Raw genomic sequence first — 20,281 nt, 5'->3', positions numbered from 1 at the left:
GAGGTCCCTCTCGCGGAAGGTCCTGCAAACCGTTACCGGTATCAGGGCCTTTCCCCGAAGCCTTGGGCTTCGATATCAGCTGAGTTTATTTTTTGTTCAGAATGTATTGCAGCAGCAGCGGTACCGGGCGTCCGGTAGCGCCTTTGGCCGCGCCGGACTTCCAGGCGCTGCCGGCGATATCCAGGTGGGCCCAGTTGTAGTCTTCGGCGAAGCGGGCCAGGAAGCAGGCGGCGGTAACGGAGCCTGCTTCACGGCCACCGATGTTCTGCATGTCGGCAAAGTTGGAGTTCAACATCGGCTGGTATTCGTCCCACAGGGGCATGCGCCAGGCGCGGTCACCGGTGGTCTCACCCGCTGCAAGCAGCTCTTCAGCCAGCTTGTCCTGATTGGCGTAGAGACCGGTCGCGTGGTTGCCCAGCGCAATTACGCAGGCGCCGGTCAGGGTAGCGACGTCGATCACTACGCTCGGTTTGAACTTCCCTGCCCAGGTGAGCGCATCGCACAGTACCAGACGGCCTTCGGCGTCGGTATTGAGGATTTCGATGGTCTTGCCGCTCATGGATGTGACGATGTCACCGGGCTTGCTGGCGCGGCCACTGGGCATGTTTTCCGCAGCGGCTACGACACCGACGACGTTGACCGGCGCGTTCATTTCTACCAGAGCGTTCATCACGCCGAATACACTGGCAGCGCCGCACATGTCGAATTTCATTTCGTCCATCTGCATGCCGGGCTTGAGGCTGATACCACCGGTATCGAAGGTGATGCCTTTACCCACCAGAACAATCGGCTTCTGGCCGGCTTTTCCGCCCTTGTAGTTCATCGCGATCATCGCGGCGGGTTCATCGCTGCCCTTGGCGACGCTCATGAAAGCACCCATGCCCAGGGCTTCCATTTTTTTGTTGTCGAGCACGCTGGTGGACAGCTTTGGATGTTTTTTCGCCAGTGCTTTGGCTTCAGAGGCAAGATAGCTCGGCGTGCAGATGTTGCCCGGCAGGTTACCCAGTTCCCGCGCCACGTTGCTGCCCGACGCCTGGGCGCAGCCCAGGTCTACGCCCTGTTGCACTGCCTTGAGCTGTTTCTTGTCCGCGGCGTGGACGGTGAACTTGGCCAGCGGATATGGCTCCGCGTCGCTGTGGCAACGGGTGAATTTGTAACCAGCGAGGCCGGCGGCCAGCGCCAGCTGTTGCGCCTGCCAACCAGCATCGGCATCAGTTACGGACACTTCGCTCAGGTAACTGGTGGCATCCTTGAGGGATTTGACCGCGGTGGCGCTGGCGCTTGCCAGCTTGCGGAATTCCGCCTGGGAGACCGGCGTCTTGCCGGAGCGCACCAGCAGGACTCGCTCGGCGCCGCCCTCGAGGGTGGGGACCATAAGGGTACTGCCAGCCGCGCTGCCGAGATCGCCGCGCTTTAACAGTTTGGCCAGGTTGCCGCCATTGGCCTTGTCGAGGGCGCTACCGCTGTCGGTGAAGCGGTTCTTGTTGTCGACGGCGATAATGGCGCAGGCGCTGCGCTGTTTGCTGATGTCGGTGACCTTGGCGTTACACTGCATGTAATTGGTTCCTTGAGGTTCTGGTAAGTCCGCGGCGTGTGAGTATCGATACGAGCGGGGTATCTGTAAGTCTGGTAGTTCTGAACCGAGACATTGCCGGGCTTTTTAGTGATAATGCGCCGCACAAGTTTAACCCGAGAAGGATCGGATTGCTCGATCCGGTGTCCTATGCTGACACCGCTTGTATCTAAATCGGAATCTCGACTTCCATTCGCCATTTCTTCGAACCGTTATCAGGGAAGCTGGTCGTTCAGTGATTATTTTCCGCTACCTCTGTCGCGAACTACTCGGCGCGACACTTGCCGTCAGTGCCGTGCTTTTGCTGATGGTTATGAGTGGCCGTTTTGTGAAGTATCTGGCTGAGGCGGCAGCGGGGGATCTGTCTGCGGGCATTCTGTTTTCGCTGATGGGCTATCGCCTGCCCGGCTTCCTTGAGCTGGTGGTGCCGCTGGGCTTTTTTGTCGGCATCCTGCTGGCCTACGGTCGTCTCTATATCGAAAGTGAAATGACTGTGCTGCATGCCTGTGGCTTCAGTGAGCGCCAGTTGCTGCGGTATACCCTGGTGCCGGCGATGTTGGTGGCGGCGCTGGTGGCGTCCATGAGCCTCTATCTGACGCCGACCGGCATTGAGCGGACCTCCCATCTACTCACTGCAGACAAAACCCGCAATGAATTCGATCACCTGGTGCCCAAGAAGTTTGTGGCCACCGGGGGAGACCGGGCGGTGTACTACGCCGATGGCCTCAGTGACGACAAGTCCACTATGCACGATGTGTTTCTGGCTGAGTTGGGCAATTCTCGCGCCAATATGGAAACCGATCACCAGATCGTTACCGTGGCCCGGGAAGGGGTACAGTTGATTGATCCTGACACCGGCCTGCGTTACCTGGTGCTGCGGGACGGCTATCGCTACGAGGGGATTCCCGGGCAGAGCGATTACCGCCAGATGGCGTTCTCCAGTTATGAGGTGCTACTGGATATCCCGCGCCTGCGCAGCAAAGCCAGTGAAAAGCTCCAGTCCATGTCTACTGCTGCTCTGTGGAAGAGTGATAACCCGCGCGAGCGGGTCAATCTGCATTGGCGCTTTAGCTTGCCGGTTCTGGTGCTGGTGGTGGCAATTCTCGCAGTGCCGTTGAGCCGCACCAATCCACGCCAGGGACGCTATGCCAAGATGATTCCTGCGGTGTTGCTGTATATCGTTTACCTGGTGGCCCTGCAGGGGGTCCGCGGGGCTATTGAAGATGGCAAGATCGAACAGGCGTGGGCTATATGGCTGGTGCATCCGCCATTCCTGATTCTCGGATTACTGTTGCTCGGTGGGCGCAACCGCAAGCCGCGCAAACCGCGTGGCGGCCCGGATGCCGGCGGTGATTCCGGAGTCCACGGCGGAAGTGGAGGTGCTAATGTCCCGGCTTGATCGCTATATAGCCCGTACTGTGACCATGGCAATTCTTGCCGTGCTGCTGGTGATTCTTGGCCTGGATCTGATTTCTGCGATTGTCGATCAGCTCGAGGATCTCGGAGACAATTATCAGTTTGTCGACATTCTGGAATACGTCCTCTGGACGCTGCCTGAGCGCATCTACAGTCAGCTGGGCTTCTCCGCGCTAGTGGGTTGCATGGTGGGCCTCGGGACTCTGGCCAGTACCAGCGAGTTGACTGTGATGCGGGCCTCCGGCGTTTCGATCGGGCGTATTGCCTGGGCAGTTATGAAGCCGGTTCTGGTTCTGATTGTGCTGGGGCTTTTGCTCGCCGAGCTGGTGATTCCGGTCACCAACCAGACCGCCGAGAGCCGCAAGGCCATTGCCCAGGGCGAGCTGGAGAATTCAGGTCTGGAGCAGGGCTTATGGCTGCACGACGGGGGCGAATTTGTCCATTTCAATGCGGCGCTACCTGGCGGTACCCTGTTTGGCATCACCCGTTACCGTTTCGATGAAGATCGCCAATTGCAGCAGGTGGTGTTTTCCGAGCGCGGCCACTATGAAAATGACCGCTGGGAGTTGCAGAACAGCCGTCAGACCCGTCTCACGCCGGAGCGTGCGAGCAGCAGCCACGAAGAGCGTTCCTACTGGGATTCGGACATGTCCCCGGATCTGTTTTCACTAGTAGTGCCGATGCCGTCCGACCTGTCGCCGCGCAATCTCTGGTCTTACGGCAATTTCCTCGACCGCAAAGGCGAAGAGTCCGCCCGCTACTGGTTGGCCTTCTGGAAGAAAGTGTTACAGCCACTGACCATTGCCGGCCTGGTGATGATGGCGATCTCATTTATATTCGGTCCTCTGCGCGAGGTGACCACAGGCCTGCGGGTATTTACCGGGGTGATCGTGGGGATTGTGTTTCGGACCGTACAAGACATGCTTGGCCCTTCATCGGTGGTGTTCGGATTCCCGCCATTTATCGCGGTCATTGTTCCCATTCTTGCCAGCTTCCTGCTTGGCTGGCTGCTGTTGAAGCGCGCTCGCTAGCGCTTGAATGGTTTAAAAGGGGCGGTTGAGTGAACCTGCCCCTTTCTCGATAGCTGGCAATCAGTTCAGCTTCTTTTCCTTCTTCTTTTTGGGCAGCCGCCTGACTTCAGAATCCGATGCCAGATCGTGCCAGCTGGCGCCATCGGTGCGGAAATATCCCCACAGAAAGCCCAAGCCAAAGCAGCCCAGAGAGAAGGGGCCTACCAGGGCGCGTATAAAGCACTGATACCAGCTCAGCTGTACGCCATTGTTATTGGCGACCATCAGGCGCCAGGCGCGCATGCCGATGGTTTGGCCTGCCACCCGCCAGGACCAGAAGAAGTATCCCGCGGTGACCAGGAGCAAGCCGAGTTGATACAGCGGCCCGCCGACACAGGGGGTGTAGTCTACATGTTCCGGTTGGCACTGGAGGCCGCCGAACGTAGAGGCCACCAGCATTGCCAGAAAACCGTATACCATCCATAACCCCGCCAGGATCAGGGCGTCGTAAAGCAGGGACATCAGCCGCGGCAGAACCCCGGCGTGAGGAAGCTGGTTGAATTGGGTAGGGGCCTTGACTGTATCTGGCACGAGAATCTCCGCTAATAGCAACTGGCGGAGATTCTAGCAAAAGTGATAGCGCGGCGGGGGAGTCCGCGGAGGAGAGCTTTGGCGTTCTCTTAGAACTGGTATTCGAACGAGAACCGGAACTTGTCGTCAGACAGGCGGAAGTCGTAGTCCAGATTTTGCTTCAGGTTGCCGTTGCTTTGCGTGTAGCGCAGTAAGGGATGTACCTTGTTACGCTTGTGCTGCTCCATGTAGGTCTTGAAGCCCATTTTCAGAATCTCGTTCACAGCGCGACCACCGGTTACGTTGTTGGATTCGTCCGGGCTCGTATAAAGCTCCAGCCATTGATGATTCAGGCGGCGGTGCACCATGCCCATGGAGTTATTGCGCAGGTTTGCGGCGGACTCGTACAGGGCATGATTGTCCATACCAAAGGCGCTGTCGATGAAAAAGGCATTGTCGGCCTGAAGATTCAACGCGGTGGTAGAGTCGGGGATGAACATGTCTTCGGCGAGCACGGCGGAGGAAACGGGGAAAAACACGAGGGCGACCGCTGCCGACCGGCAGGATGCTAGGCATTTCTTGGAACGAAACCGGTTACTGCGAGTTTCCATTTTTCCACCCCGGGGCGTTTTACTTGAATCAGTGCGCCGATGAACAGCTACTGAATTTATTATGGCTCACCCTTCATGAACCGTTGTATCTCACAAATCCGCGTATTTTTCCACTGGCGTCAGTGGACGGTTTGCCAATCCTGGTCATTTTTCGTCGAGCCCCGTGGTTGCTGATGTCTAGAGTTTTGTCCAGCTGCTGCGGGCTGTGCAGAGGTTTCCGCCAGTATTTTTTAAGATCAAAACCATTGGGTCGAAATTTCGCTTATAAAAACTTCGTCTAGTGGTTGGGATCTTTGATCACTAGGTTCAGGAGTGGTTCGCCGGTCATTTTATGGATGGCGCCAGCATGCTCATGTATGGATGCGCGGGTGGGATTCAGCGGAAGCGGTCGGGTAGAAGCAGTGGTAGTGGCTCTGCAGGGAAGTGAAAGACAACTGGTTGACAGCGCTGTCTTTTGCGTTAAGGTGGGCGGTTAACCGGTATAGGAAACCGGACCGATCACATAAGAAGCCAACCGTGCATCCGTACAGGATGTACTCACCGATAAAGAGAAGATCGATGAAGCGCCTTCCCCTTTTTACCAGCCTCGCGCTGTCTGCCCTGATTACGTCCTGTAGCGATTCGGAGTCCGTCAGCCCGGAGGGCACAACGGCGCGGATCGCGGCCAACTTTGATGTTACCCAGGAGATCCTGACCAATTTCCAGGGGGTGGACGCGGATTTGCGCGCGCAGTGCAAGAAGGCGGGAGGCAGTGAGGCTACCTGTTCCACTTACCGCATCAGCCTGATCAACAACGGGCCGGCGATCGCCGCGGACGACCGGGATTGGACCCTTTACTTCCACAGTGTGCGCCGCGCTCTGGCATTGCTAAACAGCGATCAATTCATCCTGGAGCGCGTTAACGGCGATCTGCACCGACTTACGCCCACAGACGCTTTTACCGGTATTGCCGGTGGTGAAACTTTGCCTCTGGATTTTCTGATCGAAAGCTGGATGCAGTTCGAGTCCGATTTCCAGCCGCGCCTGTTCGTGGTTGACGCTGATGGGCAAGCGCAGGTAATCAAATCCACCGATACCGACGATCTGCAGGATATCGTCCTGCCTGTCACCAAGAACGACCCGAATAACTGGAAACGGGTAGCCGGCGATGCCAACACACTGGCCACCGCGGCCAGTCGTTTCCAGCGTTTTACCGCCGACGCCGAGATCATCGGCGATACCGGTGAAAACTGGCGCGGCCGTATCATTCCGAAGCCGGTCTCTACGACTCTGCCGGAAGGTGCGCCGGTTAGTCTGGTTGGCGGGCTGGCGCTGTCTGTAAATGGGCTGGCCGACGGGAACGTGGCGGCTCTGGCACAACGAATCGAGCAGCTAGGTCTTGCGGCGGGCAGCGATGAGGCCTATCCGGTCGAGGTTGCTGTTGCATCATCATCTTTCAATGGGGCGGCCGCTGGTACGTATCGCCTCATCGTGGGTGAGGACGGTGCGACCATAACCGGCGCAGATGAAAGCGGCGCCTTCTACGGTGTTCAGTCGCTGCTGGCACTCGTGGACCTGAAGAGTAAAAGCATGCCTCTGGCTGAGGTAGAGGATGCGCCTCGCTTCCCGCACCGCGGCATGTTTCTCGATGTGGGACGCAACTTCCACAGTAAAGAGGTGGTGTTGAAACTGCTGGACCAGATGGCGGCCTATAAACTCAATCGCTTCCATTTCCACCTGTCCGATGACGAGGGCTGGCGCCTGGAGGTTCCTGGATTGCCGGAGCTCACCGAGGTGGGCAGCCAGCGCTGCTTTGACCTGGAAGAAAATCGCTGCCTGCTGCCGCAGCTCGGCTCCGGCCCCAATGCCGATAATTTCGGCAGCGGTTTTTACAGCATTGACGACTATGTAGAAATTCTTCGCTACGCGGCGGATCGTCAGATCGAAGTGATCCCGGAGTTTGATATGCCCGCTCACGCCCGTGCTGCGGTGGTGTCAATGGAGGCCCGTTACCGCAAACTGAAGGACTCGGATCCCGCTGCTGCCAGTGCCTATCGCCTGATCGACCCGCAGGACGATACCGAGTATCTGTCGGTCCAGTTTTACAACGACAGTTATATCAATCCCTGTATGGATTCCACTTACCGGTTTGTGGGCAAGCTGATCCGGGAAGTGAAAGCCATGCATGATACCGCCGGGGTACCGCTCGAAACATGGCACTTTGGCGGTGACGAAGCCGTGAATATTCTCGCATCGGGCTCATTCGAGGTCGGTCCGGGCAACGATCCGGCGAAGGGGAATGTCACCGCTGAACAGCGCAACAAGCCTTGGGCCAATTCGCCCCAGTGTAAAAAACTGATCGCTGGTGGCGAAGTGAAAGCCTTGGATGAGCTGGGTGAGCTGTATGCCAAGCGCGTAAGCAAGTTGGTGGCGGATGCTGGTATTTCCACCATGGCGGCCTGGAACGACGGCGTAAAGAAAATTGCCGATGCCGAGACTGAGATTGCCACCGAACACAGTTATGTCAACTCGTGGGCGCCTCTGTTCTGGGGGGGTGGTGACGAGAGTGTGCACTTCTATGAAACCGGTTTTGGATTGGTGCAGTCCCACTCGGATTACCTGTATTTCGATATGCCGCAGGAGGTGGATCCGGCAGAGCGCGGTTACTACTGGGCGTCCCGGTACACCGATACCCGCAAAACCTTCAGCTATACACCGCTGAATACCGCACAGCTGGCCGAACTTTATCCTAATCGCGACGGCCACGGCTGGAGCGCCACTTCGCCCGCGGCGGAATTTGCACTCAGCGTGAATGGTATGCAGGGCCAGCTGTGGAGTGAGGTGGTACGTACCGATGAGGCAGTGGAGTACCAGGTTTTCCCGCGTCTGCTGGCACTGGCGGAACGGGCATGGCACCAGGCGTCCTGGGAATTGCCGATTCAGGAAGGCCAGGTATTTTCGGCCGAGACGAAGTTTATGGACAAGCAGGCACTCGCTCGTGATTGGCAGGGCTTTGCCGCAGCGCTGGGCAACAAGGAGCTGCGCAAGCTGGATCGCGCTGGAATCGGCTACCGGGTGCCAGTGCCCGGTGCGGTGATTGATGGCAACGCTGTGAAAACTGCATTGCCTTATCCGGGGCTGACACTGGAATATTTTGACGGTGACACCTGGCAGCCGCTGACCGACAAGGTGGCAGCGCAGGTGGTGCAGTCCATTCGCGCACGCAGTGCCGATGGCACACGCGCCGGTCGTGCGGTTTCTCTGGAAAGCGCCAATACCTTAACCGCCCGCTGATTTTTCCTCCCTTTTAGCGGCTGTGCCCCAGGAATGCGGGACAGCCGCTGCCTTTCTCTCGGCAGGCCATGTTCATCGCGAGGGCCCCTGCTAATTCAACTGGCCAAATCATCTGCAAGTCACGCTCGGTGGCTGCTCGTACTTCCGCTTATCTGACAGGTCTACAATTGCCGGGGCAGAGTCTGGAATCTACGGTTGCCGGTGGCGTCGTTATCTTCCAATGACCCCGGCTCTGATCCGTTAATCGCGTGTCAGAAGGGTGTGCTTTTTCCTCGTCTGGATCGGTAATCCTTTCCGAATACGTTGCAATCACTGAAGATGTTGCTGCTAGGGTTAGCGTCTCTACCCGTCCGCGAGGGCGAGCGATAAGAAACATAAGGGTGAATAGAGGGATTTATGACGAGATCCAAGGTTTACGATTATGTCATCGTGGGGGCGGGGTCCGCCGGCTGCGTGCTGGCCAATCGTCTCAGCGAGGATGAGCAGAACCGGGTTTGTCTGCTGGAAGCCGGGCCCTCAGATCACAATCTGATGATCCAGATGCCAGCGGGCATTGGCTATCTGGTTCCCGGCAAGCGCTTTAACCGTCATCACTACACCGAACCGCAGGTCAACCTCGATAATCGCCGCTTGTTCTGGCCGCGCGGACGTGTACTGGGCGGCAGTAGCGCCATCAATGCGATGATCTATACCCGTGGGAATCCGGGAGATTACAACGCTTGGGAAAAGGCGGGTAATCCCGGGTGGGGGTGGTCGGGTATGCTGCCGTACTTTCTGCTGGCGGAAGGCAATCAGCGTGGCAGCGACGCTTATCACAGTGGCTATGGGCCACTGGCCGTTTCCGACCTGAAATGGAAGTCGGCTGCGGGGCAGGCATTTGTGAGTGCCGCCCGCGAAGCGGGACATCGGCTCAATCACGATTTCAACGGTCACCACCAGAATGGTGTGGGTTTTTACCAGGTGACGCAAAAATATGGGCGGCGCTGCTCCTCTGCCACTGCTTACCTGTACCCGGTAAAAAATCGCGCGAATCTCAGTATCTACACCAGCGCGCCGGCGGCCGGTCTCGAATTCAAGGGCGACCGGGCGTGTGCGGTAAGGTTGCAGAACGGCACCCGTATTGTCGCCAATAAAGAAGTGATTCTCTGTGCCGGGGCAATCCAGTCGCCACAGCTACTGATGCTTTCGGGAATCGGCCCGGAGGGAGAGCTGAAAAAGCTCGGCATTGTGCCCCAGTGTCACTTGCCGGGTGTGGGGCAAAACCTGCAGGACCACCTGGATATTACCCAGGTGGTGGAGACCGACCGCGCGGTGGGTTTCAATGACGCGCTATGGCCCAAACTCAAGGCCGCGCTGACCCTCCCGCAATACCTGTTGCTGAATCGCGGAATGCTCACCAACAATATCGCTGAGGCTGGGGGGTTTGCCAGTTCCAGTGTCGCGGGTGAATATCCGGATATACAGTTCCACTTGAGTGCGGTTCCCCTGTTCAATCACGGGCTGGTCAAGCGACCGGGAGACGGCTATTCCCTGCATGCTTGCGCGCTTCGCCCCAAAAGCCGGGGGGCTATTTCCCTGGCCTCGCGCGATCCCAAGGCCTCCCCGCAAATTCAGCCCAACTACCTGTCGCATCCGGAAGATCTTCAGGTATTGCTGGAGGGATTTGAAATGGCACGGGACATTATCGAGAAGTCCTCGTTGAAAACACTGCACAAGCGCTGGTGGTTGCCGGGCGAAGCGCTGTCGCAGCGGGATGCGATCGCCAATTTTATCCGCCAGTACGCAGAAAGCATTTATCATCCGGGTGGCACCTGCAAGATGGGACAGGATGAAATGGCAGTGGTGGACAGTGAGTTGCGGGTGAGGGGCGTGGATGGACTGCGGGTAGTGGATGCCTCCATAATGCCCACCCTTGTCAGCGGCAATACCAACGCGCCGGTGATCGCCATTGCGGAAAAAGCTGCGGAATTAATTCTGGACAAGCCCGCACTATACAAGCAGCAGGAACTTAGCGAAAACGCATGATCTGGCAATGCCCCCATTGCAAACAGCCTCTCGATTTGCACGACCAAAGCTGGCGCTGTGCCAGTGGCCACAGTTTTGACCGCGCCAAGGAGGGGTATGTCAATCTGTTACCGGTGCAGCAAAAACGCAGCAAGGAACCGGGTGATTCGGCGGAGATGCTCAATGCCCGGCGCCGTTTTCTGGAGGCCGGGCACTACAATCCGCTGGTTGAGGCCATCTGCGCGCAGCTGTCGCGCAAGCTGGGGGAGAGCAGCCGGTTACTGGATGTGGGCTGCGGTGAGGGGTATTACGCGCGGCGGCTGGTAGAGAATGGTTGGCAAGCAGCGAATGTTTTCGGTATTGATATCGCCAAACCCGGGGTACGCCTGGCGGCGAAGAAGCAGCGTGATGCCCATCATGCGGTGGCGAGCAGCTATTCCTTGCCGGTAATGGAGAACAGTGTGGATGCTGTTTTGCGCGTGTTTGCTCCGGGGCCAGCAGAAGAGTTACTTCGGGTTTTGAAACCTGGTGGAGTAATTCTGGACGTGTCGCCGGGCCCGGATCACCTGTGGAGCCTCAAACAGCGCCTGTACGAAAACCCGCAGCGTCATGAAGCACCGGTACCGCTGGCTGGGCTTGAGCTGCTCAGTGAATTGCGCTGCGAGTTTTCTTTGAATATCGAAAAGAATACCGAGCTGCGGGACTTTCTTTCCATGACGCCATTTGCCTGGAAGGGTCATAAAGAGTCTCGCGAAGCACTGGAACAGCAGGAGTCCGTAAAACTGGAAGCGGATTTTCTGTTGCGCAGTTTCAGCAAGGGCGATTGAAAATTTTTCCACAGGGTAAGGCCGGGCTGGAAAAAACCAAACTGAATTCGAGACGGATATAAGGTAGCGACAAAGTGGCAACGCCGCGGGATTACATGTTTATGCAACAGGCGCTGGCGCTTGCTGCGAAGGGGGCAGAGCTCGGCGAAGTGCCCGTGGGGGCACTGGTGGTTCTCAACGGAGAGATCATCGGGGAGGGATTCAATCAGCCAATTTCCTCGTCTGATCCCAGTGCGCATGCGGAAGTTAAGGCGTTGCGGGACGCTGCATCCCGGCAGAACAATTACCGTCTTCCCGGCGCGACCCTGTACGTCACTATCGAGCCCTGTACCATGTGCTTCGGTACCCTGATTCACGCAAGAATTGCGCGACTGGTATATGGCGCAGCTGAGCCCCGTGCAGGGGTGGTGGCCAGTCAGCTACAGTTGGCCGAGAAAACATTTTTCAATCACAAAATTGAAGTAGAGGGCGGCGTTATGGCTGCGGAGGCCGGCGCCCTGGTTCGGGAGTTTTTTCAGAAGCGACGCTAGCTATGGTATTGGCTGTCTTGATTAATTCACTCCTGGTGGCGGTGGCAGTCGTCATCCACCACGAGGCACTGAACTTCCTGTTCTGGTTGGGGCGGCATGTGAATGTGCGTCGCAATGTGGGCGTATTGATCGGCGTTTTCGGGGCGCTGGTCGCCCATGTGATTGAAATCTGGATGTTCGCGGTGGGTTACCTGTTTATGTACCACTCGCCGTTCTTTGGCACCCTGGAGGGGAACTTTGACGGGTCGCTGATGGATAGTGCTTATTTTTCATTTACCACCTACACCTCGCTGGGGGTCGGCGATATTGAGCCCCACGGAGCCCTGCGGTTTACCGCAGGGCTTGAGGCGCTGACCGGGCTGGTGTTGATCACCTGGACCGCTTCATTCCTGTTTCTCAAGATGCAGCGTCACTGGAAGCGGGGCCCGGACCAGTAGTTGTCTGGCACCCGCCCATCAAGCGACTGATTTAGCGGCGCCTGTGGTTACAGCGATGGCGTCCACGGTTTCCTGCACCACGTTTCTCAGTTGTGCGGCCATCGCCTCATCGATCATCCTGCCTTCTTCATTAAACAGATTCATCGCGCCCGGAACTGCCAGCATGGTCGGTGCAATCCAGGTGCCCAGGGGCTGCAGAATATCGCGGAGGTGGTTAAGGCCACGCATCCCGCCCAGTCCACCGGGTGAGGTGGCGAAGAGTGCCGCACGACGCCCCTGGAATACTTCGGCACGGCCGTAGCGGTCATCCGGGCGGGATACCCAGTCGATCAGGTTTTTCAGGGCTGCCGTCACCGAGCCGTTGTATTCCGGACTGGCAATCAGCAGACCATCGGCACTGGCGAACAGGTCTTTCAGTTTGCGCGCCTGTTCGGGTACACCCGCGGCCTCGATATCTTCGTCGAACAAGGGCAGGGGGAAATCCCGCAGATTCACCTCGGTTACTTCCGCGCCGGCCTCTCGGGCCATCTGTGCTGCGGCTGCTGCGAGCTGTCGGTTGTAGGAATCCTGGCGCAGGCTGCCAGCGAGGGCCAGCAGACGGGGTTTCTGGTTGTTGCTCATTGGGGGCATATCCTATCGGTGATTCGGGGTTTGGACCGCGGCCTCCGGTTTCGGGGCATCGGTAGGGTCTGATTGGCGGCCATTGTGTCGAACAGCGACTGGAACAAAAATAGAGATTCTGCAATGCTTCTGTGCGTAAATGCACAGAAGCCAGGATCTGTGTTTGAGAAGACGGAAGTCTGTTCACAGGGTGGGGACGGTAAAAGGAAGAGGCCGATGGCGCGGAATGCGGTGAAGGACTGGAATAACTTGCACTTTGCACTGGCAGTAGCCCGGGCGGGAACCCTGTCCGGCGCTGCGCTGGAGCTGAACGTGTCACATTCCACCGTACTCCGCCGAATAGACGCTCTGGAAAAGGCTCTCGAAACCCGGCTGTTTATCCGCCATCCCCGCGGCTATGTGCCAACAGAAGCCGGTCAGATGCTGATGAACGCGGCGGAGAATATGCAGGATCAGCTGGACCTGATGGTGGGCAAGATGCAGGGGGTCGACGAGGCACTCCACGGCACCCTGGTCATCACTACCGTCAATACGCTGATGCCACTCTTGATGCCGATTATCCGAGGGTTTCAGGTGCAGAATCCTCAGGTTCGCTTACAACTGGTGGCGGATCGACGGCACCTTCGCCTCGAACATGGCGAGGCCCATATCGGTATTCGTCCGGGGGCGAAACCGACTGAGCCTGATTATGTCGTGCAGCCGGGTGCCTCGTTGCAGAATACGCTCTATGCATCCCAGTCCTATCTGGACGAATGCGGTCCATTTAAGGGGCGGGATCATCTCGAGGGGCACCGTTTTATTGCGCCTATCGAGGCCTATGACTTTATACCCAGCCTGGACTGGATTAGCCGCCAGGTACCGGAAGAACAGATCGTGTTTCGCTGTAACGAATTTTCCGGCTTTGAAGATGCCGCGCGATGCGGTGTTGGGATTGCCGCACTGCATAGCTGGTGTGCCGAAGCGCGGCCGGGGCTTCAGCGGTTGATCGAGCCGCCCCCCGAATGGCATACCAAACTTTGGCTGGTTACCCACCGGGATATGCATCGCACCCGCAAAGTGCAGTTATTCCTGCAGTGGATAAAAGAAGCACTTGCCCAACTGTCGCCGGATATCGGTGTGGTACCGTGAACAGGGTGTATTTGTATTCACTCTTTAGTATTTAACCAGAGTCCGTTACCTGCAGGAGCGAATTGCCTGTAGGCGTCCTTCAAACCAAGTTATCTAAGGGGCTGTTGTGAGAAAAATAAACGCGATCGTGATGCTTCCTGTATTCCTGTGTGCACTCGCCGGGTGCGAACAGAAACCAACGCCGGCGCATGAGGATTCGACCGCAGTTGATACACTCCCGGTGGATGACACCACAGGGCAGGAATCGGACAAAGATCCGGCGCTGGATCAGCTGGCGGAAGAGTATGTGCGTCTGGTTCTGACGTTAGGTAATTACGACAAGAGTTACGTTGATGCCTACTATGGCCCGGAAGCTCTCAAGGCGGAAGCTGAGGCCGATAATGCCTCCCCGGCAGAACTCGCCAGTCGTGCGGAAATGCTGCTTGCCAGGCTGCCGCAGGACATTGAGCCCGCCAACGACCTGCAGACCCAGCGCAAGCATTATCTGAAAACCCAGCTCACCGCGGTTGCCGCCCACGCTCACCATATTGCTGATGCCAGCTTTCGCGATTTTCAGCGAGAGGCAAAAGCGCTTTACGATACCGAACCCCCTGTACAGACCTATGCCGAATTTGAGCCGGTGCTGGCGCAGCTTGAACAGGAGCTTCCCGGGAGTGATCCCCTGCATATCCGTGTACAGCAGTTCCAGCAGCAGTATCAGATCCCTGAAGACAAACTGGAGGTGGTGTTTAACGCCGCGATTGCCGAATGCAAGAAGCGCACTGCGGCACACATCAAACTGCCGGATAACGAAAGTTTCAAACTGGAGTATGTGCAGGACAAGCCCTGGAGTGGTTACAACTGGTATCAGGGTAACGCGCACAGCCTGATCCAGATCAATAGCGAGTTGCCGATCTATATCGACCGCGCGGTGGATCTCGGCTGCCACGAGGGTTATCCAGGACATCACACCTACAATGCGCTTCTAGAGCAGAAACTGGTCAAGGACAAGGGGTGGCAGGAGTACAGTGTCTATCCGCTTTTCAGTCCGCAATCGCTGATTGCCGAAGGCAGTGCGAACTACGGTATCGAGCTCGCCTTTCCGGGAGACCAGAAAACCCTTTTTGAACAGGAAACGCTGTATCCGCTTGCGGGCCTGAATCCGGAAACTGCGGAGAAGTATCATCGGGTGCTGGCGTTAAAGGCCCAGCTTAAATTTGCAGAGAATATCGTCGCGCGGGAATACATCAACGGCAAGATTGATCGCGATGAAGCGGTTGAACGTTTCCAGAAGTACTCTGCCATGAGTCCGGAAAAAGCCGCACAGCGTGTCAGCTTTGTGGATACCTACGGTGCCTATGTCATCAATTACAACTGGGGTAAGGCACTAGTCCAGGAGTATGTCGAGCAGGGCGCGGATACGAGCGATGATCGCTGGGAAAAATTCTCCAGACTTCTATCTTCTCCACGTCTCCCATCTTCACTTTACTGGTAAATTTCTCTCAGGGATGGCTTCTCTGCGTGCCGGGGATCCATCCCAACATTTCTTTACGCTTGCTGCGACTCTTCTTTTTTCTGACCTGAATGTCGCCTTAAAGGTTGACGGAAATTTTCCTCTTTCGATTTTCATAACGCTGAGTTTTCCACAGGGCTGGCGCCAAATTTATTTTCTGTGGATATGTATGGCGCTAAAAATTGCACAAATGGCGTGTAAATTTTTATTTGGTCGGTCGATTTTTCCGATGGGGATTTTTGCGCCTGGCGCGTGAATATTTTAAATAGAAGTGTATGGCGACGAGATTGCGCAAAAGTTCCACAGTTGAAGATTTTTTTTGGTTGTTTTTTCTACAGCTGGTTGTTTCCGTGTCTAGACTGACAAGTGATTGGGTTGATTGCTGTTTAATTTGCCGAATACGATGGAGTTCTCAATGAAAAAGACACGCATTCTGACACCGCTTGCAATCGCTGTAGCTGCTCTGATTAGTGCACAGCACGCTGCTGCTGATATGTGGAGTGATGGCGACTTTGTTGTTCGCGTCGGTGCTAGCTGGATTGATCCGGATGACGGTGATGATCAGTTCCGTCTGAGCGATGGCTACTACGGTGCTAATTTTGATGTTGATGCCGACACTACCTGGAATATCTCAGGCGCATGGTTGCCTGTAGAGCACTGGGGTGTAGAGTTGATGTACATCGGCGACACCAAGCATGATCTGGATATTGATGGCGTCTACTTTAACAATGGCCCGAGCCCAGTTCTGCCCGATCGCTATCGTGTAGGTGGTTTTGATGCCGCTTATTCCAATGCGTACCTGAACTGGTACCCGCTGAGCCGCGACTGTCTTGGTCAGCCCTACGTCGGTATCGGTGTGAACTACACCGACTTCAGTGATGAAGGTTTGCGCCGCCAGCTCCGTGACGACATTAACAGTGACCCAAATATTGGAATTCGTAATGTCGACATGGGTCTGGGCCACTCCTGGGGCTTTACCGGCCAGCTGGGTGTGGATTTCCGTTTTGGTCGTGACAGTGCCTTCCTGGTAAATGCCGCGGTACTGTACATTGATGCGGACACGGATCTCACCACCTATTACACGGATAATTTCGACGATCGCAGATACAGCGTGACTGAAAGCGTGGATTACAGCCCATGGGTATTTAACCTGGGTGTTGGTTACTCTTTCTGATCACCCTCCGGTGATGCAAGAGTAACGTTCAGGGATGAACGGAAAAAGGCACCTTCGGGTGCCTTTTTTATTGCGCTGACTTTGGGCTAGCTTAATAGCTTGGAAAATCTGAACAGGACAGGGCGGGTTGCGTATGGAGTATCGTGACTATTACCAGATCCTCGGCGTCGAGCGCGAGGCCGCACAGGATGAGATCAAACGGGCGTATCGCAAACTGGCGCGTAAATATCACCCGGATGTCAGTAAGGAAGGCGATGCGGAAGACCGTTTCAAGGAAGTGAACGAAGCCTACGAAGTGCTGAAAGACCCGGAAAAACGCGCCGCTTACGATCAGCTGGGAAAAAACTGGGACAGTGGCCAGGACTTCAGGCCACCGCCTGATTGGGATCAGGGGTTTGAGTTCCACGGTGGTGGGTATACCGAGGCGGATCCGGAAGCCTTCAGTGATTTCTTCGAAAGCCTGTTCGGACGCGGTGGCTTCCGTCATGGCGGTTATCGGCATGGTGGCCAGCAGTTCCACGCCCAGGGCGAGAATACCTACGCGCGTATCGCCATCGATATTGAGGACAGCTACCGGGGCAGCAAGCGTCAGGTCACGTTGAAACATTCGGTGCTGGGCGCTGATGGGCGTCCAGTGATCAAAGAGCGCAAGCTCAATATCACCATTCCCAAGGGGGTGACCGAAGGCCAGCAAATCCGCCTCGCCGGCCAGGGGGAGCCGGGTATGGGAAGCGGCAAAGCCGGAGACCTTTATCTGGAAATCGTGTTTAACCCGCATTCGCGTTTCAGCACTGAAGGCAAGACGGTATATCTGGAGTTACCTGTAGCTCCATGGGAGGCCGCCCTTGGCGGCAAGGTAAAAGTGGAGACTCCGGATGGCCCGGTCAATCTCACGTTACCGCCTAATAGCAAAAGCGGCAGCAAGCTGCGCTTGAAGGGTCGTGGGTTGCCGGCAAAAGAGCCGGGGGATTTGTATGTCGTGCTGGATGTGGTGACCCCTCCGGCGAATACTGAGGCAGAGAAGGTTGCCTATGGCGAATTTCGTGACGCGTTCAAATTTGATCCGCGCGCTGGCGCGTGACCCGAACGGTCACCGGACTGAATACTGGAGACATTGGTATGGCATCGAGCAATGAGCACGCGGAGGCGGTAGCAGTAATTCTGGACGAGGGCAGTCAGCTGACCCTGCGCGAGCTGTGTATCGCTTGTGCGCTATCAGCTGAGCAGGTAATGGCACTGATGGACGAGGGCGTAATTGAGCCACAACCCGCGGGTGATTCGTTAATGTTCAGTGGCGTCTGCGTTAGAAAGGTAAGGCGGGTAGTAAGGCTGGAACGGGATCTGGGGGTGAATCATGCTGGCGCCGCGCTGGCGCTGGAGCTGCTCGAAGAAATCGAACAGCTCCGCGCACGACTTCGCCGCTTGGAGCGGCGATAATTCGACGGCACTCGCTCACAGGGCTTTGCTGGTGATTTCGTAAATCAGATAGCCTGTATAGACCAGATAGGCCAGCAGTAGCGCGGCACCCTCAAAGCGGTTGATCCGACCCTGCCTGCCGCGGAAGCCGTAGCCGAAAATAAACAGCGCAATGGTCAGCCCCATGACCATGGGCCAATCGCGGGTGATCAGTTCGTGCGGCACGGTGGGCATGGGCGCGATGGCGCCGGCGATACCCACAACCGCCAGCAGGTTGAACATATTGGAGCCAACCACGTTGCCGATGGCGATATCGTGCTCGCCCTTGCGCGCTGCGGCGACGGTGGCGGCGAGCTCCGGCAGGGAAGTTCCCAGTGCGACGATGGTGAGGCCGATGATCAGATCGCTGACACCCAGTTGCTGGGCGATGGTGACCGCGCCCCAAACCAGCATGCGCGAGCTTACGATGAGCAGTATCAGGCCGGCTGCGACCCAGAACAGTGCCTTGCCCAACGACATCTCGTGTTCCGCCAGTTCGGAGTCGTATTCCCCTTCGATGGCGTCTCCTTTTCCTTTCAGTGCGGAAAAGACGGACCAGCCGATCAGACCGAAAAAGCCCGCCAGCAGGATCACTGATTCGGTGCGGCTGAGGCCTCCGTTCCAGAAGAACGCGGCAGTGACACAGGTGAGTGCCAACAGCAACGGCAGTTCTTTGTGGATGATCTTACTGTGCACGGTAAGCGGAATCACCATCGCCGTCGCACCGAGGATAAGTCCGGTGTTGGCGATATTGGAACCGTAGGCGTTACCCAGAGCGAGGCCGGGGCTGCCGTCCAGCGCGGCCAGGGCAGATACCACCATTTCCGGTGCCGAAGTACCGAAACCCACAATCACGATGCCGATCAGCAATGAGGGCATTCCCGCATGTTTGGCGGTGGCGGCGGCACCGTCGACGAAGCGGTCAGCGCTCCACATAAGCAGCACAAATCCAGCAAGTATTGCGAGCAGGGCAAGAATCATGGGGGTCCTTAATTTCAGATATCGGTCTTCTTGGTATCAATTCGCCGCAAGCGGGGGTGAATCGGGGCCGATTGTAGCGACATTGCTGCGGGCTTGCAGGTTTGATTCCTATTTGGCGGTGCTGGTGGCGCCAAACACCGGACCCTAAAGTTTGGGCTGATTTTGATACTGGCAGAGGCCGTGGCGTTATGAACAAGAAACTGCTCCTGGGGGCGCTGATTGGCGCCGGTATGTCGATGTTGAACAAGAAAATTCGCCAGCAGTCGGCCCCGTCCCCGGGTACTCCGCCACCGGATTTCCACCGCCCGGACTTCAGTAAGGTGCCACCGCCGGAGCAGACAGGCGGCGCTGGTGGTCCCAGCCTGGACGATATTCTCGCTCGTGCCGGGAAACCGGGTGGTTGGAGCCCGGACAATGGCGCCGGAGGCGGTCAGGGCCCGGGAGGGGATATCTTTGGCGGTGCGGTTCCCGCCGGGGCTGGTGCGGGTGGTGCGGCGGTCCTGATGGAGATCGCACGTAGAATCTTTGAGCAGATGCAGCAGTCCGGCGGTGCCGCACCCGGTGGGGCCCCTGGCGGCGGTATGGGCGGCGGACTCGGTGATGTGCTCGGACAGATTTTTGGTCGCGCAGGTGGCAAGTTTGGCCAGCAGGGGCCTCAGGGGCCCCAGAGCGCGCCGGGTAACTGGCAGAACACCTCACCCCGCGGCGAGGGTGGTCTGTTCGGATTTGTGAATAGCGCAGATGAAGGCGCCGCAGCCCCCGGAGTGGGAGAGGATCAGGCCGATGCGATGCTGAAGGCGATGGTGGCCGCTGCTCAGGCGGATGGCCGAATCGACGAGGCCGAGCAACACAATATCCTGCAGGCGCTGGATGGTCAGCTGGAGTCATCGACGCTGGATGCTTTTCGTCAGTTCCTCACCCAGCCGGTGAACCTGGACGATGTGGTTTCCGCCGCCAATGATCCGGCCACGGCATTCAATCTCTACCTTGTCTCCGCCATGACCATCAATCCGGACAACGCCCAGGAGAAGCAATACCTGGCTGCGCTGGCCGAGAAGCTGGGGATTTCTGAGCAGGCTGCGCAGGCGGTTGAGCAGCAATTGCCACGCTAGTTGAAACCTACAGGCTTGCCGCGAAGGCGCCGATGCCTGGTATTGCCTTGTGAGACCTTCTAAAACA

General features: G+C 57.1%; 19 protein-coding genes. 14 read left to right on the top strand and 5 right to left on the bottom strand.

The window, feature by feature from the left end:
* Positions 1 to 85 precede the first annotated feature (85 nt).
* A complete protein-coding gene (locus tag B4U49_RS05550; RefSeq protein ID WP_078083585.1) occupies positions 86 to 1,555 on the bottom strand; it encodes a leucyl aminopeptidase in 1,470 nt (489 codons plus the stop codon).
* Positions 1,556 to 1,808: 253 nt separating this feature from the next.
* On the opposite strand from B4U49_RS05550, the gene lptF reads away from it, so the two are divergent.
* Positions 1,809 to 2,972 (top strand): LPS export ABC transporter permease LptF, encoded by a 1,164-nt coding sequence (lptF, locus tag B4U49_RS05545; RefSeq protein WP_078083584.1) that lies wholly within the window; start codon positions 1,809 to 1,811, stop codon positions 2,970 to 2,972.
* Positions 2,959 to 4,020 (top strand): LPS export ABC transporter permease LptG, encoded by a 1,062-nt coding sequence (gene lptG, locus B4U49_RS05540; protein ID WP_078083587.1) that lies wholly within the window; start codon positions 2,959 to 2,961, stop codon positions 4,018 to 4,020. The genes lptF and lptG overlap by 14 nt, the downstream gene beginning before the upstream one ends.
* Positions 4,021 to 4,080: 60 nt before the next feature.
* Here lptG and B4U49_RS05535 read toward each other — a convergent pair whose 3' ends face one another.
* The gene (locus B4U49_RS05535; protein WP_078083583.1) at positions 4,081 to 4,590 is read right to left on the bottom strand and encodes an RDD family protein; all 510 of its coding nucleotides are present in this window, start codon (positions 4,588 to 4,590) and stop codon (positions 4,081 to 4,083) included.
* Between the two features lie 89 nt (positions 4,591 to 4,679).
* Positions 4,680 to 5,108, bottom strand: a complete 429-nt coding sequence (locus B4U49_RS05530) for a hypothetical protein (RefSeq protein WP_239692484.1) — start codon at positions 5,106 to 5,108, stop codon at positions 4,680 to 4,682.
* A 630-nt stretch (positions 5,109 to 5,738) separates the two neighbouring features.
* On the opposite strand from B4U49_RS05530, the gene B4U49_RS05525 reads away from it, so the two are divergent.
* The 5 genes from B4U49_RS05525 (at position 5,739) to B4U49_RS05505 (ending at position 12,251) form a co-directional block, all read left to right on the top strand.
* Positions 5,739 to 8,453: a family 20 glycosylhydrolase gene (locus tag B4U49_RS05525; protein WP_078083582.1), complete on the top strand. Its 2,715-nt coding sequence runs from the start codon at positions 5,739 to 5,741 to the stop codon at positions 8,451 to 8,453.
* Between the two features lie 396 nt (positions 8,454 to 8,849).
* The gene (locus B4U49_RS05520) at positions 8,850 to 10,478 is read left to right on the top strand and encodes a GMC family oxidoreductase (RefSeq protein WP_078083581.1); all 1,629 of its coding nucleotides are present in this window, start codon (positions 8,850 to 8,852) and stop codon (positions 10,476 to 10,478) included.
* The gene (rlmA, locus tag B4U49_RS05515) at positions 10,475 to 11,284 is read left to right on the top strand and encodes a 23S rRNA (guanine(745)-N(1))-methyltransferase (RefSeq protein WP_078083580.1); all 810 of its coding nucleotides are present in this window, start codon (positions 10,475 to 10,477) and stop codon (positions 11,282 to 11,284) included. Before B4U49_RS05520 ends, rlmA begins: the two co-directional genes overlap by 4 nt.
* 74 nt (positions 11,285 to 11,358) lie before the next feature.
* Positions 11,359 to 11,814, top strand: coding sequence for a tRNA adenosine(34) deaminase TadA (tadA, locus tag B4U49_RS05510; protein WP_476703366.1), 456 nt, complete (start codon positions 11,359 to 11,361; stop codon positions 11,812 to 11,814).
* Between the two features lie 17 nt (positions 11,815 to 11,831).
* Positions 11,832 to 12,251: a potassium channel family protein gene (locus B4U49_RS05505; RefSeq protein WP_338036821.1), complete on the top strand. Its 420-nt coding sequence runs from the start codon at positions 11,832 to 11,834 to the stop codon at positions 12,249 to 12,251.
* Positions 12,252 to 12,269: 18 nt separating this feature from the next.
* Here the strand turns inward: B4U49_RS05505 and B4U49_RS05500 are convergent, their stop codons facing one another.
* On the bottom strand, positions 12,270 to 12,872 hold the full coding sequence (locus B4U49_RS05500; RefSeq protein ID WP_078083577.1) for an NADPH-dependent FMN reductase: 603 nt from the start codon (positions 12,870 to 12,872) through the stop codon (positions 12,270 to 12,272).
* A gap of 216 nt (positions 12,873 to 13,088) precedes the next feature.
* Here B4U49_RS05500 and B4U49_RS05495 point away from each other — a divergent pair, with 216 nt between their 5' ends.
* The 6 genes from B4U49_RS05495 to B4U49_RS05475 all read left to right on the top strand — a co-directional run bounded on the left by B4U49_RS05495 (position 13,089) and on the right by B4U49_RS05475 (position 18,103).
* On the top strand, positions 13,089 to 14,000 hold the full coding sequence (locus tag B4U49_RS05495) for a LysR family transcriptional regulator (protein WP_158078560.1): 912 nt from the start codon (positions 13,089 to 13,091) through the stop codon (positions 13,998 to 14,000).
* A gap of 106 nt (positions 14,001 to 14,106) precedes the next feature.
* Positions 14,107 to 15,474 carry a hypothetical protein gene (locus tag B4U49_RS05490; protein WP_239692482.1) on the top strand — a complete coding sequence of 456 codons (1,368 nt, stop codon included), beginning with the start codon at positions 14,107 to 14,109 and terminating at the stop codon, positions 15,472 to 15,474.
* A complete protein-coding gene (locus B4U49_RS18820; RefSeq protein ID WP_143735548.1) occupies positions 15,407 to 15,748 on the top strand; it encodes a hypothetical protein in 342 nt (113 codons plus the stop codon). Before B4U49_RS05490 ends, B4U49_RS18820 begins: the two co-directional genes overlap by 68 nt.
* Positions 15,749 to 15,907: 159 nt before the next feature.
* On the top strand, positions 15,908 to 16,666 hold the full coding sequence (locus tag B4U49_RS05485; protein WP_158078558.1) for an OmpW/AlkL family protein: 759 nt from the start codon (positions 15,908 to 15,910) through the stop codon (positions 16,664 to 16,666).
* Between the two features lie 133 nt (positions 16,667 to 16,799).
* Positions 16,800 to 17,747, top strand: a complete 948-nt coding sequence (locus tag B4U49_RS05480) for a DnaJ C-terminal domain-containing protein (protein WP_078083573.1) — start codon at positions 16,800 to 16,802, stop codon at positions 17,745 to 17,747.
* A gap of 38 nt (positions 17,748 to 17,785) precedes the next feature.
* The gene (locus B4U49_RS05475; RefSeq protein ID WP_078083572.1) at positions 17,786 to 18,103 is read left to right on the top strand and encodes a chaperone modulator CbpM; all 318 of its coding nucleotides are present in this window, start codon (positions 17,786 to 17,788) and stop codon (positions 18,101 to 18,103) included.
* 15 nt (positions 18,104 to 18,118) lie between these two features.
* Here B4U49_RS05475 and B4U49_RS05470 read toward each other — a convergent pair whose 3' ends face one another.
* The gene (locus B4U49_RS05470) at positions 18,119 to 19,102 is read right to left on the bottom strand and encodes a calcium/sodium antiporter (protein WP_078083571.1); all 984 of its coding nucleotides are present in this window, start codon (positions 19,100 to 19,102) and stop codon (positions 18,119 to 18,121) included.
* A 188-nt stretch (positions 19,103 to 19,290) separates the two neighbouring features.
* Between B4U49_RS05470 and B4U49_RS05465 the strand changes: the two genes are divergently transcribed.
* Positions 19,291 to 20,214: a DUF533 domain-containing protein gene (locus tag B4U49_RS05465; RefSeq protein ID WP_078083570.1), complete on the top strand. Its 924-nt coding sequence runs from the start codon at positions 19,291 to 19,293 to the stop codon at positions 20,212 to 20,214.
* Positions 20,215 to 20,281 lie beyond the last annotated feature (67 nt).

The organism is Microbulbifer mangrovi, assembly GCF_002009015.1.
Classification (GTDB): Bacteria; Pseudomonadota; Gammaproteobacteria; order Pseudomonadales; family Cellvibrionaceae; genus Microbulbifer; species Microbulbifer mangrovi.
The sequence above is the reverse complement of the archived record's forward strand: the minus strand, read 5'-3'. Positions and strand labels throughout refer to the sequence as shown.